Below are 23,969 nucleotides of genomic sequence, written 5' to 3'. Positions count from 1 at the left end.
ATGATCGAAAAAATTCTAATCGCAAATAGGGGAGAAATTGCAATCCGTGTAATCAAGACATGCAATGCTCTTGGAATCAAATCAGTTGCAGTCTATTCAGATGAAGATGTAAATTCAAAACATGTCAAGATGGCGTCTGAGGCATATCATATAGGTCCTCCACCTCCAGGGCAGAGCTATCTTAACATGGAAAAGATAGTTGAGACGGCATTAAGCTGTGGAGCCGATGCAATTCATCCAGGATATGGATTCCTCTCAGAGAATGCTGACTTTGCTGATCTCTGTGAAAAAAAGAAACTCAACTTCATAGGACCTTCTGGAAAATCTATGAGACTTTGTGGAGACAAAATGCTGTGCAAGGCTGCAATGATAAAAGCCAAAGTGCCAACCGTTCCAGGCAGTCCGGGAATTGTTGAAGAAGTAGAAAAAGCTCTCGACATAGCACATGAAATAGGATATCCAGTTATGCTAAAATCAGTATTTGGTGGTGGAGGTAGGGGAATTAGACTTGTACATGATGAAAAGGAACTCAGACAGGCGTTTGAACTTGCATCAGGTGAATCAAAAGCTGCCTTTGGCAAGTCTGCACTCTTTGTTGAAAAGTTTCTGCCAAAAATAAGACACATTGAATTTCAATTAGCTAGAGATAAACACGGAAACACAGTGCATATTTTTGAAAGAGAGTGTTCCATTCAGAGACGTCACCAGAAATTAATAGAAATGTCTCCATCTCCTGTGGTTGACCAAAAAATCCGTGACGAAATAGGTCAACTAGCAGTAAATGCTACAATTGCTGTGGATTATCTTAATGCAGGCACTGCAGAATTTCTCAGACTAGATGATGGCACATTCTATTTCATAGAGATAAATGCTAGACTTCAAGTTGAACACCCAGTAACAGAATTTGTTTCGGGACTTGATCTTGTAAAACTGCAAATTGATATTGCAAATGGAAAAGAACTGCCATTCAAACAAAAAGACCTGAAGGTAAACGGCTGTGCAATAGAATGCAGAATAAATGCAGAAGATACATTTCTTGACTTTGCTCCATCTACGGGAAAAATTTACGATGTCAATATTCCATCAGGTCCTGGAGTTAGGGTGGATACTTACCTGTATCCTGGCTGTACTGTATCACCATATTATGATTCATTGATGGGGAAACTCATCACATGGGGACAAAACTTTGAAGAGGCAAGACAAAGAATGCAAACTGCGCTCTCTGACTTTTACATCGAGGGAGTGGAAAATGCAATTCCTCTCTATAGGACTATACTTGATAGCAAAGAATTCATCTCAGGAGATCTGTCCACTGATTTCCTTGATAGGTTCAAGATTCTTGACAGATTACAAAGTGATCTTAAAAAAGAAGCATCACAAAAATCTGAAGTCGCTCTAGCTGCCACACTAATACACTCTGAATTTCTAAAAAATAGAGTAAAATCACACAAAGAACACGGTATTCGCTGGAAAACGCAATTGGATAGGAATTAGAAATGAAGTTTAAACTTGAAAACACTGATGAAACTTTGGAGGGCGCATTTGTCAAGTCGCTTGGAAACAACGAATTTATTATAAAAATCAAAAACAGCGAACGCAATCTGAAGATCATAGACATGAGCTATGACAAGATAGAATTCATGCTAGATAATTCATTTCATACTACAAAATATCTGGAAACTAGTACATCAAAGATTACCGTAGTGGTAGATGGAGTAAAACTAACTTTTAACAAGCGTCCTGATTTGGACAAGATTGTTTACAAAAACTCTGGCATGGAATCTGCCACTGACTCTCAAGTGAGCTTGAAAAGCCAAATACCTGGAAGAGTTGTTTCGATAAATGTATCACAAGGTGACAATGTAAAGAAAGGAGATGTAGTGTGTGTCTTAGAATCAATGAAGATGCAGGTTTCAATTAAATCGCACAAGGACGGCCTGATAAAGTCTCTAAAAGTAAAACAAGGTGCGTCAGTTGCAAAAAATGACGTTCTTGCAGAAATAGAATAAAGTTTTTTAAAATTAGAAAATAAAATTAAGGAGAAATTATTTTCCTTTCTTTAGGAAGTCGATTATCTCTTGGTAGTTTGGTTCTATCAGAGGATTATCAGAAACCCACTTGTACACAATAGTCCCTTTCTCGTCTACAATGAAGATAGATCTCTTGGCCGCATCGTATCCTTTTACATGTAGCAAATCGGGCATTAGTATTCCATAATCTCGGATAGTCTGGCTTTTGTAATCTCCAAGCACGGGAAAATTGAGATGGTGTATCTCTGCAAATGCCTTGTTGGCAAACGGTCCATCGTTGCTTATGCCAATTACTTGGGCGCCAAGTTTTGAGATCTCATCCCAGCTATCTCTGAAGGTACACATCTCTTTGGTGCATACTGGTGAACTTGCAGCAACAAAAAATGAAAGAACTACTTTCTTTCCTTTAAAGTCGTCCAGATTTTGCATCTTAAGGTCTGTGTCTACCAAGGTAAAAGATGGTGCTTTGTCTCCAACGTTTACCATAAGAAGAGTTCCACAATGTCATATATCAATCATTTTCAAGAATTCAAATGTACGATTAATTTTTTTAAAAAATTTTATCCAATTAATTAATAGAGATTATTGATTACTTTGCAGAAAATTGATGAAAAATTACTTTCAAATTAAAATAATGATCGCAGAATGTGCATAGCTTTTTATACTCTCCGATTGGCTTGTTAGCTACTTTGGTAGGAGAAGCTGCGAGTAGTTTTAGTCCAGTTTTACTAATGTTCGGATTTGCAGTCGTAGCAACAGGGCCGGCTCTGATTCTTTCTAGAATGATTGCACCTAGAAAAACACCAAGTCCAGTGAAATTCCTTCCTATGGAATCAGGTCAAGTTCCAAAAGAAGAAGGACGTACACATTTCATGATGCAGTATTATTCCTATGTCCTGATGTTTGTTGTCTTTGACGTGATGTCTATTTTTCTATATGCCTGGGGTAGCAGTATCATAGGTTTGCCAAAAACGGCAACTCTTCCAATTATTGCTTTTCTTGGGATAATGTTTGCAGCTTTTGGCTACGCTCTGAATCAAGCAGGGAGGAAAAACATTTGGTAACTTTTAAATCAAATATTGAACGAGTCCGAGGTAGGAAAGAGAGATGCTAAAAGAATTCTTTAATCAAGAAACCGCGCCACACGCCACTAATGTACTAGTTGGAAAACTAGGTGAAGTACTTGTAAAGGCTGTTGGCAAACCTTTGGATTATGCTATAAACTGGGGTAGAATCTGGTCGTTGTGGCCTGTGCATCTTGAGACTGCATGTTGTAGTGTAGAATTTGGTGCCGCCTCAAGTCCTAGATATGATGTAGAAAGATTCGGAATTATCGAGGCATTTGGTTCTCTCAGACAATGTGATCTAATCGTGGTAATGGGCACTATTACAAGAAAGATGGCGCCAAGACTAAGAATGGTTTATGATCAAATGCCAGATCCAAAGTACGTAATAGCTATGGGGGCATGTGCAATTACTGGAGGATTATATTTTGATTCATACAACGTGCTTCCTGGAATTGACGGCGTACTTCCAGTAGATGTCTATGTTCCGGGCTGTCCACCAAGACCTGAAACTCTTATTCAAGGATGTATGTTGCTTCAAGAAAAAATTAAACGGATGAAGGGCGCATAAAAATGAGCTCAGAGAACGAAAAGGACGAACAATCCAGTGATACTGCGGCGACATCTTCTGAAGATGCTGGGTCTTTATCAAAAGACGAAACAAAAAAATTTTATGAAGAAAAAGGCATCGATTTCTCTCCTGATTCTCCCGTTCGCCCAAAACCAATTCCTCCATTTGAAAAATCTATTTCCGATAAAATTGCTTCAAAATTTGGTTCTAAAGTAAATGTAGACTATGTAAGAGCAAGCAGAATTCGAGTCTCTACAAAAAAAGAGGATATCTTAGATGTGGCCTTTTTTATTCGCGATGAATTAGGATATGACCACGCTGAATCAGTTGCTGGTGTAGATTATCCTGATTCAAAAGAAATTGAAGTCGTATATCATCTGGGGTCTTATACCGATGACAAACTGGCTACTCAGATTCTAACACTTGCTACTCGTGTGCCGCGAGAAGAAATTCCAAATCCCGGAAAAGATAGTACACGGATGACATCATTGAGAGAGGTTTTTTACAGCGTTGAATTCCATGAAAGAGAATGCTTTGAAATGTTTGGTGTATACTTTGAAGGTCATCCAGATAATAGAAGACTACTTTTACCGGAGGACTGGGCAGACATTCCTCCATTTAGAAAAGATTTCAAGATAAAGGGAAGATAAGATGACAACACCACTACCTCCAGGAATTCAACTTGAAAAAGTAGATGATAGAATAATGACGCTCAACGTTGGACCGCAACATCCAGGTTCAGGCCACATGAGACTTATCATAAAAGTAGACGGAGATTACATTGTTTCATGTGATCCAGACCCAGGATACGTCCATCGTGGTGAAGAAAAAATGGCAGAGTACAGAAACTACATTCAAAACATTCCACACTTGGAAAGACCTGTAATTCATGATTCATGCAACGTTTTGTATCCGTATTGTCTAGCTGTTGAGGAGCTTCTGGGAATTGAAGTTCCAGAGAGAGCAAAGTACATTCGAGTTATCGCATCTGAGCTTAACAGGTGCATCTATACACTTTACTGGCTTGCAATCTATGGCATCTTCTTGGGTCACTCTACAATGTTCATGTGGCCAGCAGGAGATCGTGAATTATTCATTGATCTTTTGGAGGCAATGTCTGGTGCACGGGTAACTCATGCATATCTTGTACCAGGTGGAGTGCGAAATGACTTGCCTGCTAACTTTGAGGAAAGATGTCTCAGACAAGTAGACTATTTTGAAAAGAGACTAAAAGAGTATCAAGCTATATTTTACAAAAATCCACTTCTGATAAGCAGAACGGAAGGAACTGGTATACTGTCAAGAACTGATGCGATAAGACTTGGCACCACTGGTTCTGTTCTGAGAGCCTCCGGCGTGGACTTTGATTTACGAAAGAAGGAACCATATGATGTCTATGAAAATTTGGATTTCCAAACTGTAGTAATGAAGGAAGGTGACTCTTACGCAAGATCTTACATTCCATATCTTGAGATGTTTGAAAGTTGCAGAATCATTAGAGATGCAATAAGAAAGATGCCCAAGTCAGGATCTGTACGCACTAAACTAAAACCAAATCCAAAAGGCGGAAATGATGAAGTGTACAAAAGAGTAGAATCTGGCAGGGGCTCACTTGGATATTACATTGTATCAAACAACAGACCAGAACCATACCGAGTTAAGATTAGTGTCGGTTCCTTTAGAAATCTGATTTGCATGCCATACTTGTTAAAAGGTGAGCTATTGGGTAACATGCCATCTGTTTACTGGGGACTTAATTATTGGCCTGTGGAGGCAGATAGGTAAATGTCAACAATTGCACCACAGTTTAGGCTAAGCAGATTCATTGGTTCGCTATTTGATATAATATTCTGGGTTCTACTGCTGTTCTCTCTTATTGGACTTCCAGTTGTCTTCATCATATTATTTTACATCAAGATGCCAATTATTAATCATCAATTACTGACGCCATATCTTGCCCTGACATGGATGGCAGATCCCTCGCGTACGTTGCCTATAATCAAGACACTGCTTCACACAACATTCTTTCACGTCATTGCGTTTCCAGGATTTGGATTTGCGGCACTTCTTGCAGCAGCTACCATATTCGTCGAGCGAAAATTCCTAGCCAAAATACAGCTTAGGGTTGGACCTCTTTATTGCGGTAAAATAGAAGGAATACTTCAGCTGATGGGCGACGGCCTGAAATTGATATCAAAGGAAATCATAATTCCAGCCAAGGCAGACAAACCAATCTTCTGGGTTGGACCACTGCTATTTCTTGGCACTGCAGCCGCTCTTGTATCATTAATTCCAGTTGCACCTGGTGGATGGGTTGTTGCAAATCCAAATGTTGGATTGCTTGCAGTTTTTGCTACAATTGGATTCTTTCCAATAATCACAGTTCTTACCGCTTGGGCTGCAAATAACAAGTGGACGTTCATTGGTGGCCTCAGAGCGCTGCACCAAATGATTGCATTTGAAATCCCGTTGATTCTTTCTTTGCTCAGCATTGTCATTCTAACAGGAACGCTTAATCTTACACAAATTGTCGAGTCTCAGCAACATTTCTGGTGGATTATCTTTGCACCAATCAGTGCTATTGTCTTCTTCATTTGCATAATTGCTGAGCTTGAAAGAGTGCCATTTGATCTTCCAGAAGCAGAAAGTGAGATAGTAGCAGGATGGTTAACTGAATTCTCAGGCATGATGTATGGACTTATTCAGCTTGGAACCTACCTGAAGCTATATGCGTTTGCCGGACTGTTTACCGTCTTATTCCTTGGTGGATGGAATGGACCTTCGGTTTGGCCACAATTTCCAGCAGATATAGTGACTCAAGGAATCACTATAGGACCAATAACGGCAAAGATAGCAGGTCTTCCTCTCTTTGATCAAGAGATGCTCAACGGAACCTTGTGGTTTGTAATAAAAACTGTTGGAGTAATTCTTATGATTCTATTGCCACGTGGTGTATTTCCAAGAATTAGGATAGACATGTTGCTGCATACTGGTTGGTACAAATTGATCGGTCTTGCCTTCATTAACATCTTTATAGCTCTTGGATTGTTATACGCAGGTGTCTTGGGGCCCGGAGGATTGATTCAATGAGTACTGCTGGCGGAATTATAAGAGCACTAAATTCAGGTGTAAAACACCTTGCAATTAGGAGATTTACGCTACGCTATCCTGAGCAGAAGCTAAAATTTGTAGGTGACGGTTTTCAATTTAATCCCGAGACTGGAGTAGGAATAGCCGGGCTGCGAGGTAGGCACATACTGTACCACGAACACTGTACCGGTTGTCAGCTTTGTGCCGTGGCATGTGAAGGAATCGCAGAGGCCATTGGTATGGTCAAGGTAAATGAGACATGGAAACAAAACAAAAAGGCAATAATGCCACAGATAGATTATGGCAAATGCGTATTCTGTGGCCTATGTGTTGATGCATGTCCGTTCTATGCATTATACATGACAAACGATTACGAGCTTTCTTCCTTTACCAAGTCTGCCTTGATTTACACCCCTGCCCAGCTTGCAATCAAGCCGAAGATCTCACAGGATGTGGAAATAAAAATAGATGACAGGGGTGCAACACATGGTTGATGCTGTATTTCTTGCTCTCTCTGTTTTAACAATTGGCAGTGCTATTGTAGCACTTGAGATTCGCTCACTGATTTATGGTTCTATAGCACTCATGATAACATTGTCTGGCATAGCTGGATTTTTCTTGCTGCTTGATGCGCCTTTTGTAGCAATGTTTCAACTCTCTGTTTACGTAGGCTCTGTTGCAGTACTAATTTTGTTCACTGTGATGTTAGTAAGACGCGAATTGATATTCAACAAGATTGAGGACAAGCGAAGAAGATACGCAGGAATTGGACTCATGCTTGCGTTGATGTTAGGTATTGGTATGATAATTATTGGCTCTGGTATGAAATCGATGGAAACAAACTCTCCATCAGTAGATTACAAGCAAATAGGTCAAGACTTTCTTACATATTATTCGCCAGCACTCATAGTTATGGCGCTGGTTTTGGCTGCATCAGTTGTTGGTGCTTTGACTTTGGCAAGAAGGGAGGATATAACAAATGACCAACGGGTTAATTGACTTTGTTCTAGTTTCTGTGGCCCTTTTGGCCATTGGAATTTATGGAATGGCAGTGAAGCGAAATGCAATCCGAATGTTATTTGGAGTAGAAATGATAATCAACTCTGCAAATCTGAATTTGGTAGCATTTGCAAGATTCATTCCAAACAGCCAAGGCCAAACTCTGGCACTCTTTTCCATAGCAATTGCAGCGGCTGAAGTTGCAGTCGGACTTGCACTAGTTATTGTGGCATATAGAATGTACAAGAATATTGATATCGAAGACTTTAGGAGCTTGAAAGGATAATGCAGTTTGTTCTACTTCAGGCAATCTTTCTGCCACTATTACTGTCTCCAGTAGCATATTACCTTGGAAAGAAATCAGGACCAAATGCTGCAACATGGTTTAGTTTTGGAATATTGGCTTATTGCACTGCAATAATTGCACTAGCATCATTGGCAGGTACCTATGAAGAACATTATACCTGGACACAACAATTTGGAGAATTTGGGCTGGTATTAGATGGTCTGTCATCGCCATTTGCAATCATGATCTATGTAATTTCCACAGTGGTGGTTCTGTTTTCAAAGCCATACATGGTTGCAAAGCTGACCGCACAATATGAAGAAAAGATGCATGCTCAAAAACAAGTAGTTGGTGATGGACCAACTGCAATGGTAGAATCATCATCGCTGAAAAGTTATGTGAATCATCAGATCGGCGTTTACTATGCGCTTCTTCTTGTCATGGCCATGGGCATGCTGGGCTCTGTACTTGCAACAAATCTGATAGAATTTTACGTCTTCTTTGAGGTTATGCTGATTCCAGGGATTCTTTATGATTGCACTCTGGGGCTATGAAGCAAAAAGAAGAGTTGCTCTACTATTCTTCTTCTGGACTCATGTTGGGGCAGTAATTCTACTTCTTGGTTTTCTTACAATAGGGTTTGGTGCAGGCAGTTTCAACTATGCTGACATTCATGCAAGTGCGATACCGCATCATCTTTTGGCACTTGCTGCTGTGGCAATAATTGTGGGACTTGGTGTAAAGATGGCTGCATTTGTTGTACACATGTGGTTACCACATACGTATAAAGCGGCTCCTACTCCACTTAACGCACTATCATCTGGAGCGATGCTAGGTGTTGGCGCTTACGGTTTCTTCAGACTGATAATAATGCTCATACCAGGTGAGTATGCTCATTTTGCTTTGTTCTTGAATCTGTGGGGTGTTGGAACCATGATCTACGGCGGTATAATGGCGCTAGTACAAGATGACATTAAAAAATTCTTTGCTTATTCAAGTATTAGTCAAATGGGGTATATTCTATTTGGAATAGGTTCTGCCTCGGCCTTGGGGCTTTCTGGCTCTGAAATGTTGTTTGTGTCACACAGTATTGGCAAAGTGATTCTCTTCATGATGGTTGGCGCAATTATTCTTCAAGTTGGTACCAGAAGCATTACAAAGATGGGTGGACTTGCATCAAAAATGCCCATCACTGCAACTTGTGCAATGATTGGTGTACTTACTATAGTGGGAATTCCACCAACGAGTGGATTCATGGCAGAATGGACAATGTTCAATGGCGCGTTACAGACAGCAATTCAAGAGGGATCTACAATTAGGATGATCTCATTTGGACTTGGATTAGTTGCGACTGTCATTACCATGGCGTATTCTTTGTGGATGATAAAAAGAGTCTTCCTTGGAAAACTTCCAGTACATCTTGAAAATACTAAAGAAGCAAACTGGTATGTAACAGGCCCAATGATGATGTTAGCAGGATTTACAGTTGTTATTGGAATTGATCCCTGATATATTTTTCAATCAAATAATTCCTTTCATGAAAGGACTGGTGGGAGTATAGGGCATGGATTTTAGTTCTCTTGGTCTTGGTGCTAGCGCGTTAAACGTATGGGCAATTTGGATATTGCCATTTGTTGGCGCATTGATAATCCCTGCAGTAGCTAAAGTCTCGAAAAAATCTCCAGGATATGTGGCAGTAGCATTTGCTCTGGCCAGTGCTGTTTCAGCTGCAACACTCATTCCAGTTGCATTACACAATCAAGAAATTCATAATCAAATTCCATGGATATCATCAATTGGACTAAAAGCTGGTATCTTGGCCGACCCGCTGGCTGCAATCATGGCCAACGTAGTTGCATGGATATCATTTCTGATTTTCATATACAGCACGGGTTACATGAAAGGCGACAAGGACATCATGAGGTTCTTCTTCTGGATGTCTTTCTTCATTGGCTCTATGCAACTAATTGTATTATCTGATAATTTCCTGCAACTCTTCTTTGGTTGGGAGGGTGTAGGTCTTGCATCATACGCACTAGTAGGATTTTGGTATAGGGACAAAAAGAAGGATCACGTTGGAGTAGAAGGACGTACAGTCCTTGGCTTGCTTGACTATTATTCTCCTACTCAAGCAGGAATTAAGGCATTCATCATGACAAAAGTTGGAGATATCATGATGTTAGCTGGAATGTTTCTAATCTTTGCATTTGCAGGAACTTTTGGATTCAAAGAACTGGCGACAAACACAAGCTGGGCAACTGCAATGTCTGCTCAAAATCTGCTGATTCCAGCTGCAATTTTGCTATTTGGAGGAGCTATAGGAAAATCAGCGCAATTCCCACTAAACGAATGGTTACTTGAGGCAATGACTGGCCCTACTCCAGTCTCTGCACTCATTCATGCGGCTACAATGGTAAAGGCAGGTGTATTCTTGGTAGCAAGATTAGGCCCACTCTTCTTTGCCTTGGCTGCAGTTGGTATCAACATGGATCAATTCTTCGAGGTAGTGGCATGGGTTGGAGCAATCACTGCATTCCTATTAGCTACTCAAGGAATGGTTCAAACTGAAATAAAGAAAGTACTTGCATATTCAACAGGCTCGCAAATTGGTTACATGATGATGGCCCTTGGCATAGCTGGACTTTCAAGGCAATTTGTTGATGGTTATACTGCAGGGTTCTTCCATCTTATTTCCCATGCAATGTTCAAAGCTTCCTTGTTCATGGCAGCAGGATCGTTATTGCATATAGTTGGGTCTAGATTCATGACCGACATGGGAGGACTCCAGAAGGATCATGTCAAAGACATACATCTTCATGTGGGCCTGCAGGACTTGGATTGATGGGTGCTCCGTTTATCACAACAGGTTTCTGGAGCAAAGATGCCATCTTCGGAGCTGTATATCAATCGGGTAGCACTTGGGCTTTGCCAATATTTATCATCGCAGTAGTAACTGCAGCTATCACAACATTCTACACCACTAGGATGATTGGAATGGTCTTCTTTGGTAACAAGAGCAAACACGTAGAGCACTTGGAGAAGGAAGGACATATTCACGAAGCAAGTCCAGTAATGTGGATTCCATATGGAATTCTAGCAGCTCTTACAATTGGAGTTGGTGTTCTGGGCTTGGCATTTGAACACAAAATACATGACATTTTCACAGCATATCTATCGTCAGCATTTGGAATCCAGTCTCAAGCCGGAGCAGTTGCTACTGGCTCCTCACAACTACTTGGAGGATTCCTAGAGGGTGTCAACCCAATTGCGCTAGTTGCCTCTCTCTCAGCATTTGCAATTGGATTTGTGCTAGGATACATCTTCTATATCGGAAAATTTGCAGATCCTGCAAAATTTGTAAATTCAAATATTGTCTTTTACGCGATACACAAGTTTTTCCTCAACAGGTGGTATCTTGACGCATTGATCAACTGGACATTTGTTGTAGGACCACTGTATCTTGCAAGAGGAGTCTATCGATACTTTGAAGAGAGGGTAATGGAAGGGTTCAACTTGGTGCCTGAAAAAACTATGGCTGGTGGTGCAAGAATATTACAATCTACACAAACAGGAATTTCTCAATCTTACTTGTATGTATTTGGTGCTGGCATATTGATAGTAGTGTTACTGTTATTCATTTAGGTGAAAAAATATGATGGACTTTACCTCAACCCCAATAATTCTAACTCTGATGCTAGGAGCTGTCGGCGTACTCATTCCAGTAATTAGCGTAGTAAGAAAAGAGAAAAACGATTCACTTTATGGCGGAATTGCATTTGGTGCGTTAGCTGCTGCAATTGCATTTGTTGTATATCAAATAATTTCACACCATGTTACACCTGCAGCAATTTTCTCAAAGGACGTACTTGCAAACGACATGTTTGGATCTTTCTTTGCAATTGCAATGTTGATAGTCGGCATAATGACAACAGTTGGTTCATTCAATTACATGAAAGGAAAAGGGAATCCAGCTGTCTACTATTCCCTGATAGTATTATCGTCAATAGGAATGGTGTTGATTGCATATTCGACTGATCTAGTAATGTTATTTGTTGCTTGGGAATTGATGAGCATTCCAACTTATGTCTTGGCTGGGTTTCACAAAAAGGATCCAACCTCAAATGAAGCAGCTATCAAATACTTTTTGTTTGGTGCACTATCTTCAGGAATAATTCTCTGGGGAATATCAATAGCATACGGTCTTACGGGTTCAACCAATATCGAACAAGTGATAAATGGATTTTCGCATCTAAGCCCAGACCTGTTACCCTTGGCCATACTGGCAGTTGGAATGTTCATAGCAGGATTTGGATTCAAAATCGGTCTTGTACCTTTCCACATGTGGCTTCCAGATACGTATGAAGGGTCGCCGCCAACAATCGCTGCATTGCTTGCAGCAGGAACGAAAAAAGCTGGCTTTGCTGCGGCTCTACGTGTAATAGTAATGGGTGCAATAGCCCTTAATCTTCAACTGGTCTCTTGCCCTTGCTGTAATAGCCATAGTCACTATGACTTGGGGAAACCTGGCAGCTATTAGGCAGAAAAGCATCTCAAGAATGCTTGCATACTCTAGCATCGGTCATGCTGGATACATTCTGATTGGCTTGAGCATTGCTCCATTTACTGCAATTGGTATTGCAGCTGCACTATTCCATATTCTAAACCACGCTGTCATGAAAGCTGCGGCGTTCATAGCTGTGGCAGGGAATAGCCGTAACACTATCTGTCACTCACATTGACAAGCTTCGCGGACTTGGAAAACGAATGCCAATTACTTCGCTTGGTCTAGTCATATCCCTTTTAGCTTTAGCAGGAGTTCCACCACTCAATGGATTTTGGAGTAAGCTCATGTTGTTTCGGAGCTGCGATAAATGCTGGTACATCAATACCATGGGCACCATACTTGGCTGTCGCAGGAGTGTTGAACAGTGCACTATCTCTTGCATACTATGGTTGGATAATACGAAAGATGTACTTTGAAGAAGGCGAATCTGAAAAGAGAGTGAAAGAACCAAGATCCATAATAGCTGTCATGATATTTTCAATAATCTTCATGGTTGGAATTGGAGTGTATCCAGGTCCGTTCATTGCACTTGCAAAATCAGCTGTACCAGTTCTTACAAGTCTTCCTACTATACATTAAGCATAGTAAGATCTAGCAGACTCTCAAGTCTTCTTCTTGCAGGACCGTCATCCATTTTTCGAAGTGCTATCTTTGCTTTCTTTGAATAATTGGTTAGCAACATGTCCATATGATCAAAAACATTACGCGGGTCTGAGCTTTTCTTAATCAATGTATTGAATAGCTTGTCTTCGTTATTCCAATCCTGTAAATCGTCGCGAATCTGGTAGGCAATTCCCATGTTCTTACCGTATTCCGCAAATGCCATGATTTGTTCTTCATTGCCTCCGCCTAGGATGGCGCCAATCTTTGTTGCTGCCTCAAATGCGGTAGCTGTCTTGTATTCGATTACTTTGAGATAGTCATCAAAGGTGATATCCTCGCTTGTCTCTAGCCTTGTTTCTATCATCTCGCCATCACTCATCATCATGGCAGTGTTGGCAAGTTCTCTTGCTATTCGTGAATTGTCAAGACGTGAGGATATGTTCAAGATTAATCCCAGAACAAAATCGCCAGTCATTATACTCGTGTTATATCCATACTTGATGTGAAATGGATCCTTTCGCCTTCTTAGAATCTCATTATCGATTATATCGTCGTGAATTACAGACTCGGTGTGTAATAGTTCAACTGCGCAAGCTGCAATGAAAGCATGTTCGTTACACTTGCCAACACTTTCAGCAGCCAAGACAAGAATGATCGGTCTTATTCTTTTTCCTCCCTCAAGTGCATATTGCAGGGGTTCGAAAAATTCTGAAGCGGAATAAAGTTCCAGTTCTTTTTTAAGTGCTTGATTTATTGAATCAATATAGTTTTTGTAGTCTTTGATTAAAGGATTGATCTCAAAGTTTTTTCTATCCAAAAAATTGCACTAGCGTGCGTAGGGAATGGTAAGAATATTAATGCTTTTGTAGGTGCTCCAGCCGGGATTTTCATCAAATAGAATTTGAACCCGGGTCGGAGGATTGAAAGTCCCCCATGCTTGACCGGTCTACACCACTGGAGCCCGACCTGAATCCTGTTTCTTATCCATAAAATCCTTTTGGAGTCATTCAAAAGATTTTTTTAGTACTGAATTTTGATAAATCGCATGAGCACGCTTATTCAAAGAATTGATAAAATCATTGAAGAACAAAGTCTCCTAAAACACAAATTCTATGTGATGTGGAATGAGGGACAATTATCGCTTGAATCTCTTAGTGGTTATTCCAAAGAATACTTTCAGTTAGTAAAATCAGTTCCTTCTTTTGTTGGTGCAATAATGGAAAATAGCCCGTCTGATCTACGAGGAAAAATCTCAGCAAACCAAAATGAAGAATATGAGCATATTGAACCTTGGACAAAATTTGCAGGCTCCTTGGGTGTCTCACGTGAAGAAATGCAAAATTATGCCGGTCTTGATAAAACAAGACAGGCAATATCTAACATGTCTGCATTGATGACTTCCTTTGAAGAAGGTGCAGCCGCAATGTATGCTCTAGAGCAAGAAATTCCAAAGATCAGTCTCTCAAAGATTGATGGTTTGAGGAAATTCTATGGTATCGCAGACGATGATGCAATCGAATACTTTAGACTTCACACTGAGGCTGATATTAGACACGCTGCACTGTGGAGAAAAGTACTCGAAAACACACCAGCATCCAAGGAAGATGATCTAGTTCAAACTGCCGGCAAATCAATGGAAGCTCAGAATCTCTTACTGGACAGCTGCCATCAAGCATACTGTTAACTCTATACCATTTTATATCACATATCAAATTGTTCTGTCGTTGGGCCCATAACTCAGCTTGGTAGAGTAACCGGCTCATAACCGGTGAGCCAAGGGATCGAAGCCCTTTGGGCCCATCAATTTAACTCAATTAACTTTTGTTGTGTATTCTAAAAGAAAACTTGTTTTAGTGAATCATTTACTTTGCAACACTCGTTTAAACCGTGAAACCAATTTTAAAATAATCAGTTAACTATCTTGATTTGGCTGCAATGAGGAATCAGAGTTATGGCTGAAATGAATGATGTAAAGGCATTTGTCTGAGCTGCCAATAATCTAAAAGAGATCTGATAAATTTGACATAAAGAACATCTGCATGAAACGATACAGAGTATATATAAAGCCCATATATAAGGAGCGGAATGCCTCAAACAAAACCGATTGTCAGTATCGAAAATGTTGTGGCTTCTGCTTCAGTTGATCAACGCATTGATCTTAATGTCATTACTCAAACTTTTCCTGATGTTGAATATCATCCTGATCAGTTTCCGGGTCTTGTCTTTAGAATAAAATCTCCTAAAACTGCAACACTGATCTTCAGTTCAGGTAAAATGGTTTGCACCGGTGCAAAATCTGAAGAACAATCAATCAAAGCAGTGCGAACTGTAGTCCAAAAATTAAGAAAAGGAGGAATCAAGATAAAAAAAGACGCGGTAATAGTCATCCAGAACATAGTGGCCTCAGCTAGTCTTGGAGGCAAAATACACCTAGAACAGGCGGCAAGAAGCCTGCCTAGGAGTATGTATGAACCAGAACAATTTCCTGGCCTGATACACAGAATGCTTGATCCAAAGACTGTCATCTTGCTATTTGCATCTGGAAAATTAGTCTGTACCGGAGCGAAAAAAGAGTCAGATGTATACCGGGCCGTACATAATCTACACACACTACTTGAAGAAAAAGAACTAATGATCTACGAAAGCTAAATACTCGGCTTTTTTGCCTTAGGACGCATTCATTTGTTTTTTGATTCGCTCAAACGTTTGCTCATCAAGTAGTTTTTCATCATATAATAGACTTGAGATTTGTATCACGTCCATAACTTCATGTAATTTTACGCCTTCTGAAGCCAAAAGTTCTCTTGCGCCCTCAAATCTATTTACTATAACAAATGCATCAGTTACAATCATTTTGGCTTCCTTTAGTGCCTTTATGGCATTAATTAGTGACTGTCCTGTTGTTCCAACATCATCAACAAGCAGTATCTTTGTTCCCTGTGTTATCTTTCCCTCTATTAGGCTGCCTGTGCCATAGTCTTTTGGTTTTTGTCTGATGTATACAAGCGGCTTTACTGTTTCTATTGCTAAAGCAGAAGCTATCACAAGCCCAGATGTTGGCACTGATGCAATACAATCAAAACTATCAAGACCGATTTTCTCAGCTATGTTGTTTTGAAGATGTTTTATCATCTTTCTAAATTGGTGCGGAAAACTTGGTATTATTCGAAGATCAATGTAATATGCACTCTTCTTTCCGCTGGAAAGGTTGAAATCTCCAAACTTTATGGCAGTACTTTCCTGTAAAAATATTGCAAATTCTTTGACAAAATCCACAGCAAAATTTACCGAACTAGATTTATTTTAACTGTCCCATCGGTATGGTATGCCTGAAATTTGGCTTAGCTATGGCCCGACAGAGGTTGTATTGGACATAAAGGTCGAAAACCTTGAGCGACAAATAGGGTCAGAGGGCACACATTTGAGCTGATTCTGACATTGTTTCAAAATTACAGTCAATAGATCTTACAAAACCAACTGAGATTGTCATTTTAGAATCCACAAAAGCAGTTCAAAAAGTAATCTCCAGTCTGTTGGAAATCTGCAATCAAAAATCACTTCCCAAACCCAGGATTCTTGTAGATAAATCCAATCTACACCTTGTCAAAAACATGTTCTCGGATCCTTCCATATCAATTTCTGAATTTAACAATTCTCAGCTAACTGGTACAAATCTTATGTTTGTCGGTGAAATGGAATTTGATGGATTATTTGGATATAGTACAGTCTCTACAAAATTATTGCGAAGATTTGGAAAAGAACAGATGTTGCATGCATATGAAAAGAAAATTGGAAACTTGCCACATCCTGGGGAAGATTTGTCAACTATTGAGGTGGCAAAAAAATTCACCGATGGGTTTGAGATATCCTCGCTTGAGGTAGTTGCAAATTCATCAGGAATAGTTGATGTATCTGCAGGGCATCCTTCTTCGACAATGGACACTCTCAAAATCTCTGTCTTCTGCAATGATAAACGATGTAGGAAAACACAGGATACTGTTTATCAGCACTGGCAAGGAAGCAAGTAATGAAACATTGAACAGATCACTTTCTGCATTGTGGAATTGTGCAAACGCTGTAAAAGAAGAAGGTCTTGCAATACTTTTGGCTGAATGTAAAAATGGCTTGGGATCAGAAGCCCTTCTTCAATATACCGAAGGCAGCATGAGTTTGGACCGATTAAAAAGCCCTGCCAAGTATATTGATGGAATGGAGAATCTTCTTTTCTTAACTGAGATTCAAAAACAATTCAAGATTGGGATCGTCTCTGTATTGCCACATCATTATGCAAAAGATAAACTTGCAATGATTCCATTTGGGGGAACCAAAGAATCAATGGAGTATGTGCTCAAAACATATGGTGAGAGACAAAAAGCTGTTATAGCATCAGATGGTTCACATGTTCTACTTAGGTAACATGGAAAACGGAAAAGCCTACTCAATATTTCCATAATACGTTTACATTGATTCTTTTATTTTGCTTAAAGTTAAATAATTAATAATTCAAGTATTCTCGTAATGCAAGTGGCTCTCAGAGACATTGGTAATTGCGTAATTCGAAGATGCGATCCTTCTGACATAATACCTGTAATGGAAATCAACATGAAAACTCTCCCGGAGCACTATTCGGATTATTTCTATGAAAGCTTGCTTGCTGAGCTACCAGAAGCATTTCTTGTGGCTGAGGCTGAAAAAAAATTGATTGGATACATAATGTGCAAGATTGAGTATGGCTTTTCAAATTTCAAAAAACTTGGATTTGTAAAAAAAGGCCATGTTGTATCTATTGCAGTTTTGCCTGAACACAGGCAAAAAGGAATTGGCAGGGCACTAGTTGAGGAAGCTATATCTGGTGTAAAACTAAAGAGATCGGATGAATTGTATCTTGAGGTAAGATGCAGCAATAATGAAGCGATAAAACTGTATGAAAAACTTGGTTTTATAATAAAACAGAGACTAAAGGCATACTACAGAGATGGCGAAGACGCGTATCTTATGACAATTGAGTTCTCATACTAGATTAAAATAAATAACTCTGCAAAAGTGTTTAGCGTTATGGCAAAACGACGTTCTGTGGGAATAATGATCTTTGTCTTATCAATAGGTGGATTCTTTGTATATGCATATTTGTTGATGCTTTCAGAATGGAGCCCAATAGTGCTTCAACTCTCAGTGCTTATGGCAGTGGGAGGAATTTTGGGAGTAATATCTTGGATTGGATATAACATGGCAACATCCAGGCCGTCGCCCTCTTCTTTCATAACTGACGAAAAAAAATAATCATTTGGATATTACGGCATCTACTACTGCCTGATAAAACCTTGGACCTACAGGTCTGACAATTTTTGAGCCAAGTACTTCTGATTTGACCTTTACAACTGATAAAAAGTGATTAGTAACTACTTCTTTGAGCTGATTTTTTTTATCTGAATGTATGTGACAATAATAGTGCAGTACTCCTTTCTGTTTTAATGCCTTTATTGCGATATCAAGAAATTCATCTGATCTCTCAGGAAGCAACATCAGAACTCTATCTCCTTTGCCGACTAGCTGTTTTTCTATGATCTCTGTAGCGTCTCCTTCTATTGACTCAACTGTACCCTTTAACTTGTTAAGAATGACATTTTCTGAACAGAGTCTTGCGGCATGTGGGTTTATGTCTATGTTGTAAACATGACATTTTTTCTTTTTTGCAGCAACTATGGAAAACATTCCTACTCCGCCAAACATATTGATGATTACTTCTCCGTCTTTTACCAAATCAGCTATTCTGAGACGTTCAGTTGCAAGTCTGGGCGAAAAAAATGTCTTTTCAACATCCACCTTAAATCTGCAGCCATGTTCTTTGTATTCTGTCACTGTGTTGTCTTCTCCGGCAAGCAACTCTAGTTGACGAATTCTGTAATCGCCTTCTACTGGAGACGATTGATAAAAGATTGACTTGGCAGTTTTCACCTTCTCCAAAAGAATTTCGCCTATTAGTTTTTTTTTGGAAAGTAGGGCGTCTGGGATTCTTAATATTATTATGCTTCCTATCTGGTCAAAGGCACCATACAGCTCTTCAGTTTCCTCTGGTGTCAATATGCTTGCCATTGCTTGTTTTAGCATCTTTGTCAATTTCTATAATAGAAATGCCCAGATTGTTTTTGTTCTCTATCTAACCTACTTTCTGATTTGTTTACTCTGGGCCTCATGCTTGTTTCGTCTCTTCGATAGGTAATCTCAAGTGACCTCAAAAATTGATTCATTCCTTCAGATTTTGGCATTGGGGATGTGGCATGTCCTTCTCTACCGGGGTTACCATGGAATATTACAAGAGAATCTGAAATCAAATCCATAAGCTGTATATCATGATCAATTATTATTGCTGATTTTCCATACGAGCGAACAAACCTCTGAATTAATTTTGCCATTGCAATTCTGTCTTCTACATCAAGAAACGCAGAAGGCTCGTCAAGTGCATACAGATCAACTTTTTGTAATAAACATGCGGCAATTGCTACTTTTTGAAGTTCGCCACCTGACAAATTTTTAACTGATTTATTGTAAAGTTTTTTAATTTTCATGGGATTGAGAATAATCTCTTCTTCTGTTGTTCCGTCAATGCCTCCATTGTTTGCTTTTTCTAATAAGGCGATAACTTCTACGTCATAATCATTTGAAAGATACTGTGGCTTGTAAGCTATCTTGATTTTGGTATCTATAGTTCCAGAATCTATGTTCTCAACGCCAGCTATCATCTTCATCATGGTTGTCTTTCCCAACGCATTTGCACCAACTATTCCAAGTACCTCGCTCTTTCGGATTATGCCTGCATCAATTGTTAGAGAAAAGTTGGCAAATTTCTTCTCTAATGCAGGGTATTCGACAATATTTTCTGCCATGACGAATTCATCTGTTGACGTGGATGCGTCAAATCTAAATGCCACATCTCTGAACCTCACATTCTCATTGGGTAGATAGCCATCCAAGAAGACGTTTATTCCAATTTTTGTTGAAAGCATGTTTGCAACTATTCCATATGCTGCAGGCTCTCCATAGACAATCTCAATAAAGTCACTGAGATAATCTAGCAAAGTCAGGTCATGTTCAACCACCATGACACTTTTTTCCATTTTTGCAAGATTCTGTATAACGCGTGCTACTCCCATCCTCTGGAAAACATCATTGTACGAAGAAGGCTCGTCAAAAAAGTAAAAATCGGCCTCTCTTGAGGCGGCTACCGCTACTGCAATTCTCTGTAATTCCCCTCCGCTTAACTCTGATATCTTGGTATCTAGTGCATTTTGCAAACCAAGTTCTTGCACAAGCTCAGGAATTTTATTTCGCTCATCATATTTTTCAAGCAATTCTTTTGCAGTTCCGTCAAAGACCTTTGTAAGATTGTAGACTTGTTGTGGTTTTATGGAGGCCTTCAAATCGTTATTTGCGATTTTTTCAAAATGCATCTTCAATTCTGTACCGTGGAAATGTTTCAAAATCTCACTCCATTCAGGAGGTGAAGAATGATTGCCAAGATTTGGTCTGAGATTTCCGGACAAAATATTTACTACTGTACTTTTTCCTATTCCGTTCCTTCCAAGCAAACCCATTACCTGACCTTTCTTTAGGGAAGGAATTCGATATAGCCTAAATGAGTTTAATCCGTATTGGTGAATCTTGTCTGATTTTAATTCCTCTGCAAGGTTGACAATTGTTATTGCATCAAAAGGACAAACCTTTACGCAAATACCACATCCATTGCAGATGTTTTCATCGATCTGGGCTTTTGCAGTCTCTTCGTTTAGTATTATGCAGTCTGCTCCTGATTTGTTTACTGGGCAATATTTGATACACTCAAGCCCGCACTTTTTTGTCTGACAGGATTCCTTATCAAGAACCGCTACTCGATGAGTCATGGCTAACCACGACATTCTTAATTTATATCTCTATCAAGGAAGATTAATACAGGACATTATTTGTCAAACTAATCAAGCCGGCCATAGCGTTGGGGTCCGACCCGGTCCCATTCCGAACCCGGAAGTCAAACCCAATGTCGCTACTGTGTTACTAAGGTGCGAGAGCCCTTGGGAAGCAGTAGTGCTGGCGCCCTTCTATTCTAATGCAACAGAGTTGGGAGAGCCTTTCCATACTACTTGCGTGCAATATTCTTGTCAATGCCTCTCTTTTGGGCATCATCTGGGAAGCTTTCTACATAATCTGATATCAGTGTCCTTATGGTCTGGTCAATCTCTTCCACCGAACCTGTGTCAGTGAAGAGGTATGATATCTCGCTACAACTTACTACATATCCATTGGCGTTAGGGTCTATGGTAAAAGTTAGTTTAGGTAACTTTTGAGTTCCTACCATACATTATCTATATCGTAACAAAGACTAAAAAGATCTCTGTTTATTTGATAGATCTATGGCCAACTGTGCAATCTGCGGTGAAAAATTTGCCGATGACATACGATTTCTCAACCACATGATGGAAAAACACGGATTTAGGAATCCAAATGTTGGAACCACTGATCGAAATAGCAGAGGATATTAATTCAGTTATTATCTCCGTTCAATTCTAAAGTTACTTTAATGGTATTTTTTGGCTATTTGAAAGAAGAGTCTTTACTCTCATGAAAAGCGCCTTTGTAGTTTTACAATCATTTCCGTATATTAGAGGAGTGTCCTTCAAAGGAGTCTTTCTAGATTTTCTGCTTTAGTATGAAGAAAACCAATGGTAAAATTCCTGCTCTTCCACCATATGCTGTTTTATCTGTCACAAACCAAAACATCCTTGTTGAATCGTGATCCTTTGGAAAGATCTCTGATTTAATTTCTTTACCTATCTCAGTATAATGACCAACAATTAGGATGTTTTTTCCTGCAAGTGACTTGGCAATGCTTGCAAATTTTGAGCAATGATAACAGCTATCATCATAAATCAATATCGGTAGTAGATCCTTGATGTTCATGTCTTTAATTGGCTTGCTTTGGATTAAAATTTTGTGAAATAACTTTTTATTGGCTCCACATGCGCTAAAAATCATGGGTTTGAGTTCGCAAAATGATTATCTAGAAATTCAAATTTTAGAACAGATATGGGCCTAAATTACTATCGCATTCTCAAAAGAGTACGAGAGGCCAGAAAACTTGTCATCAAAGGGATAACAGCTGCCGGTTCTGGTCATCCAGGTGGATCATTTTCTATGGCTGAAATTATGGGGATGTATGTACTCTAAATTCCTTCATTATGATCCAAAAAACCCTCTCTGGCAGGACAGGGACAGGTTAGTCCTATCAAAAGGTCATGCATCTCCTGGACTTTTTTCAAATTTGGCAGTTGCAGGATACTTTGACAAGCCTGAAATGGAGACCCTGAGAAAATTTGGGAGCAGACTGCAAGGTCACCCAGATTTCAAGTGTCCAGGAGTTGAATTCTGTGGAGGTTCGCTTGGACTGGGACTGTCATTTTCAATTGGTATGGCACTTGCAGCAAGAATAGATGGCAAAAATCATCATGTTTACACTATAATTGGAGATGGCGAATCAGATGAAGGACAAGTCTGGGAGGCAGCCATGGCAGGATCGAAATTTAGACTTGATAACTTGACAGTTTTCTTGGACAGAAATTTCATTCAACAAGACGATTACACTGAACGGGTCATGCCTCTTGACGAAGAACTAGTTGGTGATGATATCTCTGAAATGTGGAAAAATGCAGCAAGGTGGAAAGTGGGTGACAAGTGGAGATCTTTTGGATGGAATGTTATAGAAATAGACGGTCATCGCATAGAGCAGGTTGTAAAGGCAGTACATTCTGCATTGCAGACTAGGGGTACACCATCGCTAATTGTGGCACGAACTATCAAAGGAAAATCAGTTGAACACATGGAGGATAATCCAAAATGGCACGGTGTAGCGCCAAATCCACAAATCTCTCCAATAATTGATCTAGAGCTTGACTGTCAGTTTCTTATCGCCCCGTCTATTATTGCAGGGGACATGACCAACCTAGAAAACGAAGTAAAAAGAGCTGCTCATCGGAAGATCTGACTTTATACATCTTGATGTAATGGATGGTCAGTTTGTCCCTAACAAAACATTTGATCATGAAAAAATAAAACAACTACGACCAATCACTCACATTCCATTTGACACCCATCTTCATGATAAATGAACCAGTAAAACATGTTAGAGACTATGCTAATGCTGGCAGCGATATTATCACAGTGCATGCAGAAGTTTGTGATGAATCAAGCTTTGGTGAAATTCATGATATTCTACGATCAAATGAGATTGGTCTTGGTCTGGCAATTAATCCTGACACAGAATTGCCGTCTTGGTCTGAAAAATTCATTCCAGATTTGGACCAGTTGATAATAATGTCAGTTGTTCCTGGAAAGTCAGGTCAAAAATATATTGAATCAACTCACGAAAAAACTCAAAGAATATCAAAATTCCTTGCAGAGCGAAACTTCCAAGGTCTAATTGAGGCAGATGGAGGGAGTAGATCTATCAAACGTGGAATCGTGCTTCTTGGACGGTGCTAGGGTATTTGTTGGAGGCAGTGCCATAATAGGACAAAAAGATGTACGTCTAACCATTACCGAGTTCAGAAAGCACTTGATGCACGCAAGAAGAAAACTTTTGATAAATAAAGCTCACAGTCTTGGCGGTACAGAACTTGTAAACAAGTGGATAGATCTTCACGAAGTAGGAAAGAAGAAAACAGAACTTCTTCAAATTGCAAAGGAGGCTGGCTTTACTTGACAGAATTTGCAG

Annotated in this window: 30 protein-coding genes, 2 tRNA genes, 1 rRNA gene and 2 pseudogenes; 27 read left to right on the top strand and 8 right to left on the bottom strand. The window is 39.6% G+C overall.

What is annotated here, in order from left to right:
- Both DYY67_RS04765 and DYY67_RS04760 read left to right on the top strand, forming a co-directional pair.
- On the top strand, positions 1-1,494 hold the full coding sequence (locus tag DYY67_RS04765; protein ID WP_166391193.1) for an acetyl-CoA carboxylase biotin carboxylase subunit: 1,494 nt from the start codon (positions 1-3) through the stop codon (positions 1,492-1,494).
- 2 nt (positions 1,495-1,496) lie between these two features.
- Positions 1,497-2,009, top strand: a complete 513-nt coding sequence (locus DYY67_RS04760; RefSeq protein ID WP_166391191.1) for an acetyl-CoA carboxylase biotin carboxyl carrier protein subunit — start codon at positions 1,497-1,499, stop codon at positions 2,007-2,009.
- 36 nt (positions 2,010-2,045) lie between these two features.
- Here the strand turns inward: DYY67_RS04760 and DYY67_RS04755 are convergent, their stop codons facing one another.
- Complete coding sequence (locus tag DYY67_RS04755) at positions 2,046-2,516, bottom strand: redoxin domain-containing protein (RefSeq protein ID WP_166391189.1); 471 nt, start codon at positions 2,514-2,516, stop codon at positions 2,046-2,048.
- Positions 2,517-2,761: 245 nt separating this feature from the next.
- Here DYY67_RS04755 and DYY67_RS04750 point away from each other — a divergent pair, with 245 nt between their 5' ends.
- From DYY67_RS04750 to DYY67_RS04700, 12 genes and pseudogenes are all read left to right on the top strand, one after another.
- Complete coding sequence (locus DYY67_RS04750; protein WP_166391265.1) at positions 2,762-3,094, top strand: NADH-quinone oxidoreductase subunit A; 333 nt, start codon at positions 2,762-2,764, stop codon at positions 3,092-3,094.
- Positions 3,095-3,137: 43 nt separating this feature from the next.
- Positions 3,138-3,665, top strand: coding sequence for an NADH-quinone oxidoreductase subunit B (locus DYY67_RS04745; RefSeq protein WP_166391187.1), 528 nt, complete (start codon positions 3,138-3,140; stop codon positions 3,663-3,665).
- A gap of 2 nt (positions 3,666-3,667) precedes the next feature.
- Positions 3,668-4,315 carry an NADH-quinone oxidoreductase subunit C gene (locus tag DYY67_RS04740; protein ID WP_166391185.1) on the top strand — a complete coding sequence of 216 codons (648 nt, stop codon included), beginning with the start codon at positions 3,668-3,670 and terminating at the stop codon, positions 4,313-4,315.
- 1 nt (position 4,316) lies between these two features.
- A complete protein-coding gene (locus DYY67_RS04735; protein ID WP_166391183.1) occupies positions 4,317-5,450 on the top strand; it encodes an NADH-quinone oxidoreductase subunit D in 1,134 nt (377 codons plus the stop codon).
- On the top strand, positions 5,451-6,755 hold the full coding sequence (gene nuoH, locus DYY67_RS04730; protein ID WP_166391181.1) for an NADH-quinone oxidoreductase subunit NuoH: 1,305 nt from the start codon (positions 5,451-5,453) through the stop codon (positions 6,753-6,755).
- Entirely contained in the window at positions 6,752-7,249 is a 498-nt protein-coding gene (locus DYY67_RS04725; RefSeq protein ID WP_166391179.1) for an NADH-quinone oxidoreductase subunit I, read from the top strand. Before nuoH ends, DYY67_RS04725 begins: the two co-directional genes overlap by 4 nt.
- Positions 7,242-7,754, top strand: a complete 513-nt coding sequence (locus DYY67_RS04720) for an NADH-quinone oxidoreductase subunit J family protein (RefSeq protein ID WP_166391263.1) — start codon at positions 7,242-7,244, stop codon at positions 7,752-7,754. Before DYY67_RS04725 ends, DYY67_RS04720 begins: the two co-directional genes overlap by 8 nt.
- The gene (nuoK, locus tag DYY67_RS04715) at positions 7,735-8,040 is read left to right on the top strand and encodes an NADH-quinone oxidoreductase subunit NuoK (RefSeq protein WP_166391177.1); all 306 of its coding nucleotides are present in this window, start codon (positions 7,735-7,737) and stop codon (positions 8,038-8,040) included. The genes DYY67_RS04720 and nuoK overlap by 20 nt, the downstream gene beginning before the upstream one ends.
- Positions 8,040-8,594 carry a hypothetical protein gene (locus DYY67_RS10780; protein ID WP_255492817.1) on the top strand — a complete coding sequence of 185 codons (555 nt, stop codon included), beginning with the start codon at positions 8,040-8,042 and terminating at the stop codon, positions 8,592-8,594. The genes nuoK and DYY67_RS10780 overlap by 1 nt, the downstream gene beginning before the upstream one ends.
- Positions 8,572-9,549 (top strand): complex I subunit 4 family protein, encoded by a 978-nt coding sequence (locus DYY67_RS10775; RefSeq protein ID WP_255492816.1) that lies wholly within the window; start codon positions 8,572-8,574, stop codon positions 9,547-9,549. The genes DYY67_RS10780 and DYY67_RS10775 overlap by 23 nt, the downstream gene beginning before the upstream one ends.
- Positions 9,550-9,604: 55 nt before the next feature.
- Positions 9,605-11,682: pseudogene (locus DYY67_RS04705) on the top strand (NADH-quinone oxidoreductase subunit 5 family protein).
- Between the two features lie 10 nt (positions 11,683-11,692).
- Positions 11,693-13,183 (top strand): annotated as a pseudogene (locus DYY67_RS04700) (NADH-quinone oxidoreductase subunit N).
- On the opposite strand, the gene DYY67_RS04695 reads toward DYY67_RS04700, so the two are convergent.
- Both DYY67_RS04695 and DYY67_RS04690 read right to left on the bottom strand, forming a co-directional pair.
- Entirely contained in the window at positions 13,173-14,024 is an 852-nt protein-coding gene (locus DYY67_RS04695; protein ID WP_166391175.1) for a polyprenyl synthetase family protein, read from the bottom strand. The pseudogene DYY67_RS04700 and the gene DYY67_RS04695 overlap by 11 nt on opposite strands.
- Before the next feature lie 53 nt (positions 14,025-14,077).
- Positions 14,078-14,168: transfer RNA gene (locus DYY67_RS04690), tRNA-Glu, on the bottom strand.
- Between the two features lie 84 nt (positions 14,169-14,252).
- On the opposite strand from DYY67_RS04690, the gene DYY67_RS04685 reads away from it, so the two are divergent.
- The 3 genes from DYY67_RS04685 (at position 14,253) to DYY67_RS04675 (ending at position 15,856) form a co-directional block, all read left to right on the top strand.
- Positions 14,253-14,891, top strand: a complete 639-nt coding sequence (locus tag DYY67_RS04685; protein WP_166391173.1) for a TenA family transcriptional regulator — start codon at positions 14,253-14,255, stop codon at positions 14,889-14,891.
- 42 nt (positions 14,892-14,933) lie between these two features.
- Positions 14,934-15,007: transfer RNA gene (locus tag DYY67_RS04680), tRNA-Ile, on the top strand.
- A 285-nt stretch (positions 15,008-15,292) separates the two neighbouring features.
- Positions 15,293-15,856, top strand: coding sequence for a TATA-box-binding protein (locus DYY67_RS04675; RefSeq protein ID WP_166391171.1), 564 nt, complete (start codon positions 15,293-15,295; stop codon positions 15,854-15,856).
- Positions 15,857-15,874: 18 nt separating this feature from the next.
- Here the strand turns inward: DYY67_RS04675 and pyrE are convergent, their stop codons facing one another.
- Positions 15,875-16,483 (bottom strand): orotate phosphoribosyltransferase, encoded by a 609-nt coding sequence (gene pyrE, locus DYY67_RS04670; protein ID WP_166391169.1) that lies wholly within the window; start codon positions 16,481-16,483, stop codon positions 15,875-15,877.
- Between the two features lie 335 nt (positions 16,484-16,818).
- On the opposite strand from pyrE, the gene DYY67_RS10770 reads away from it, so the two are divergent.
- The 4 genes from DYY67_RS10770 to DYY67_RS04655 all read left to right on the top strand — a co-directional run bounded on the left by DYY67_RS10770 (position 16,819) and on the right by DYY67_RS04655 (position 18,487).
- Positions 16,819-17,235, top strand: a complete 417-nt coding sequence (locus DYY67_RS10770; protein ID WP_255492815.1) for a hypothetical protein — start codon at positions 16,819-16,821, stop codon at positions 17,233-17,235.
- Positions 17,174-17,623: a hypothetical protein gene (locus DYY67_RS10765; RefSeq protein WP_255492814.1), complete on the top strand. Its 450-nt coding sequence runs from the start codon at positions 17,174-17,176 to the stop codon at positions 17,621-17,623. The genes DYY67_RS10770 and DYY67_RS10765 overlap by 62 nt, the downstream gene beginning before the upstream one ends.
- A gap of 102 nt (positions 17,624-17,725) precedes the next feature.
- Positions 17,726-18,226: a ribosomal protein S18-alanine N-acetyltransferase gene (gene rimI / locus DYY67_RS04660; protein ID WP_166391167.1), complete on the top strand. Its 501-nt coding sequence runs from the start codon at positions 17,726-17,728 to the stop codon at positions 18,224-18,226.
- Between the two features lie 36 nt (positions 18,227-18,262).
- On the top strand, positions 18,263-18,487 hold the full coding sequence (locus tag DYY67_RS04655; protein ID WP_166391165.1) for a transcriptional regulator: 225 nt from the start codon (positions 18,263-18,265) through the stop codon (positions 18,485-18,487).
- Here the strand turns inward: DYY67_RS04655 and DYY67_RS04650 are convergent, their stop codons facing one another.
- Both DYY67_RS04650 and DYY67_RS04645 read right to left on the bottom strand, forming a co-directional pair.
- The gene (locus DYY67_RS04650) at positions 18,488-19,315 is read right to left on the bottom strand and encodes a class I SAM-dependent methyltransferase (protein WP_166391163.1); all 828 of its coding nucleotides are present in this window, start codon (positions 19,313-19,315) and stop codon (positions 18,488-18,490) included. It lies immediately after the preceding gene.
- Positions 19,316-19,320: 5 nt separating this feature from the next.
- Positions 19,321-21,105, bottom strand: a complete 1,785-nt coding sequence (locus tag DYY67_RS04645) for a ribosome biogenesis/translation initiation ATPase RLI (protein WP_166391161.1) — start codon at positions 21,103-21,105, stop codon at positions 19,321-19,323.
- Between the two features lie 73 nt (positions 21,106-21,178).
- Between DYY67_RS04645 and rrf the strand changes: the two genes are divergently transcribed.
- Positions 21,179-21,298: ribosomal RNA gene (gene rrf, locus DYY67_RS04640) — 5S ribosomal RNA — on the top strand.
- 40 nt (positions 21,299-21,338) lie between these two features.
- Here the strand turns inward: rrf and DYY67_RS04635 are convergent.
- A complete protein-coding gene (locus DYY67_RS04635) occupies positions 21,339-21,557 on the bottom strand; it encodes a hypothetical protein (protein WP_166391159.1) in 219 nt (72 codons plus the stop codon).
- 55 nt (positions 21,558-21,612) lie between these two features.
- Between DYY67_RS04635 and DYY67_RS10760 the strand changes: the two genes are divergently transcribed.
- Positions 21,613-21,741, top strand: coding sequence for a hypothetical protein (locus tag DYY67_RS10760; protein ID WP_255492813.1), 129 nt, complete (start codon positions 21,613-21,615; stop codon positions 21,739-21,741).
- 148 nt (positions 21,742-21,889) lie between these two features.
- Here the strand turns inward: DYY67_RS10760 and DYY67_RS04630 are convergent, their stop codons facing one another.
- The gene (locus DYY67_RS04630; protein ID WP_166391157.1) at positions 21,890-22,159 is read right to left on the bottom strand and encodes a hypothetical protein; all 270 of its coding nucleotides are present in this window, start codon (positions 22,157-22,159) and stop codon (positions 21,890-21,892) included.
- A gap of 256 nt (positions 22,160-22,415) precedes the next feature.
- Between DYY67_RS04630 and DYY67_RS10755 the strand changes: the two genes are divergently transcribed.
- Genes DYY67_RS10755 through DYY67_RS10745 form a run of 4 tightly spaced genes read left to right on the top strand, consistent with a single transcriptional unit; the run spans position 22,416 to position 23,957 of the window.
- Positions 22,416-23,240, top strand: a complete 825-nt coding sequence (locus DYY67_RS10755; protein ID WP_255492812.1) for a transketolase — start codon at positions 22,416-22,418, stop codon at positions 23,238-23,240.
- Between the two features lie 19 nt (positions 23,241-23,259).
- Complete coding sequence (locus DYY67_RS11890; RefSeq protein ID WP_445082574.1) at positions 23,260-23,364, top strand: hypothetical protein; 105 nt, start codon at positions 23,260-23,262, stop codon at positions 23,362-23,364.
- Entirely contained in the window at positions 23,354-23,737 is a 384-nt protein-coding gene (locus DYY67_RS10750; protein ID WP_255492811.1) for a hypothetical protein, read from the top strand. Before DYY67_RS11890 ends, DYY67_RS10750 begins: the two co-directional genes overlap by 11 nt.
- Complete coding sequence (locus tag DYY67_RS10745; protein ID WP_255492810.1) at positions 23,724-23,957, top strand: hypothetical protein; 234 nt, start codon at positions 23,724-23,726, stop codon at positions 23,955-23,957. Before DYY67_RS10750 ends, DYY67_RS10745 begins: the two co-directional genes overlap by 14 nt.
- Positions 23,958-23,969 lie beyond the last annotated feature (12 nt).

Origin of the sequence: Candidatus Nitrosotalea sp. TS (assembly GCF_011319465.1) — an archaeon.
Taxonomy (GTDB): domain Archaea; phylum Thermoproteota; class Nitrososphaeria; order Nitrososphaerales; family Nitrosopumilaceae; genus Nitrosotalea.
Note: the sequence above shows the minus strand (reverse complement) of the source record. Positions and strands in the feature narration are given on the sequence as shown.

Coding starts and splice junctions, on each gene's coding strand:
- DYY67_RS04765 (WP_166391193.1), top strand. CDS start 1: ATGATCGAAAAAATTCTAATCGCAAATAGGGGAGAAATTGCAATCCGT.
- DYY67_RS04760 (WP_166391191.1), top strand. CDS start 1,497: ATGAAGTTTAAACTTGAAAACACTGATGAAACTTTGGAGGGCGCATTT.
- DYY67_RS04755 (WP_166391189.1), bottom strand. CDS start 2,516: ATGGTAAACGTTGGAGACAAAGCACCATCTTTTACCTTGGTAGACACA.
- DYY67_RS04750 (WP_166391265.1), top strand. CDS start 2,762: ATGTTCGGATTTGCAGTCGTAGCAACAGGGCCGGCTCTGATTCTTTCT.
- DYY67_RS04745 (WP_166391187.1), top strand. CDS start 3,138: ATGCTAAAAGAATTCTTTAATCAAGAAACCGCGCCACACGCCACTAAT.
- DYY67_RS04740 (WP_166391185.1), top strand. CDS start 3,668: ATGAGCTCAGAGAACGAAAAGGACGAACAATCCAGTGATACTGCGGCG.
- DYY67_RS04735 (WP_166391183.1), top strand. CDS start 4,317: ATGACAACACCACTACCTCCAGGAATTCAACTTGAAAAAGTAGATGAT.
- nuoH (WP_166391181.1), top strand. CDS start 5,451: ATGTCAACAATTGCACCACAGTTTAGGCTAAGCAGATTCATTGGTTCG.
- DYY67_RS04725 (WP_166391179.1), top strand. CDS start 6,752: ATGAGTACTGCTGGCGGAATTATAAGAGCACTAAATTCAGGTGTAAAA.
- DYY67_RS04720 (WP_166391263.1), top strand. CDS start 7,242: ATGGTTGATGCTGTATTTCTTGCTCTCTCTGTTTTAACAATTGGCAGT.
- nuoK (WP_166391177.1), top strand. CDS start 7,735: ATGACCAACGGGTTAATTGACTTTGTTCTAGTTTCTGTGGCCCTTTTG.
- DYY67_RS10780 (WP_255492817.1), top strand. CDS start 8,040: ATGCAGTTTGTTCTACTTCAGGCAATCTTTCTGCCACTATTACTGTCT.
- DYY67_RS10775 (WP_255492816.1), top strand. CDS start 8,572: ATGATTGCACTCTGGGGCTATGAAGCAAAAAGAAGAGTTGCTCTACTA.
- DYY67_RS04685 (WP_166391173.1), top strand. CDS start 14,253: ATGAGCACGCTTATTCAAAGAATTGATAAAATCATTGAAGAACAAAGT.
- DYY67_RS04675 (WP_166391171.1), top strand. CDS start 15,293: ATGCCTCAAACAAAACCGATTGTCAGTATCGAAAATGTTGTGGCTTCT.
- DYY67_RS10770 (WP_255492815.1), top strand. CDS start 16,819: ATGTTCTCGGATCCTTCCATATCAATTTCTGAATTTAACAATTCTCAG.
- DYY67_RS10765 (WP_255492814.1), top strand. CDS start 17,174: ATGATAAACGATGTAGGAAAACACAGGATACTGTTTATCAGCACTGGC.
- rimI (WP_166391167.1), top strand. CDS start 17,726: ATGCAAGTGGCTCTCAGAGACATTGGTAATTGCGTAATTCGAAGATGC.
- DYY67_RS04655 (WP_166391165.1), top strand. CDS start 18,263: ATGGCAAAACGACGTTCTGTGGGAATAATGATCTTTGTCTTATCAATA.
- DYY67_RS04650 (WP_166391163.1), bottom strand. CDS start 19,315: ATGCTAAAACAAGCAATGGCAAGCATATTGACACCAGAGGAAACTGAA.
- DYY67_RS04645 (WP_166391161.1), bottom strand. CDS start 21,105: ATGACTCATCGAGTAGCGGTTCTTGATAAGGAATCCTGTCAGACAAAA.
- DYY67_RS04635 (WP_166391159.1), bottom strand. CDS start 21,557: ATGGTAGGAACTCAAAAGTTACCTAAACTAACTTTTACCATAGACCCT.
- DYY67_RS10760 (WP_255492813.1), top strand. CDS start 21,613: ATGGCCAACTGTGCAATCTGCGGTGAAAAATTTGCCGATGACATACGA.
- DYY67_RS04630 (WP_166391157.1), bottom strand. CDS start 22,159: ATGAACATCAAGGATCTACTACCGATATTGATTTATGATGATAGCTGT.
- DYY67_RS10755 (WP_255492812.1), top strand. CDS start 22,416: ATGTACTCTAAATTCCTTCATTATGATCCAAAAAACCCTCTCTGGCAG.
- DYY67_RS11890 (WP_445082574.1), top strand. CDS start 23,260: ATGGATGGTCAGTTTGTCCCTAACAAAACATTTGATCATGAAAAAATA.
- DYY67_RS10750 (WP_255492811.1), top strand. CDS start 23,354: ATGATAAATGAACCAGTAAAACATGTTAGAGACTATGCTAATGCTGGC.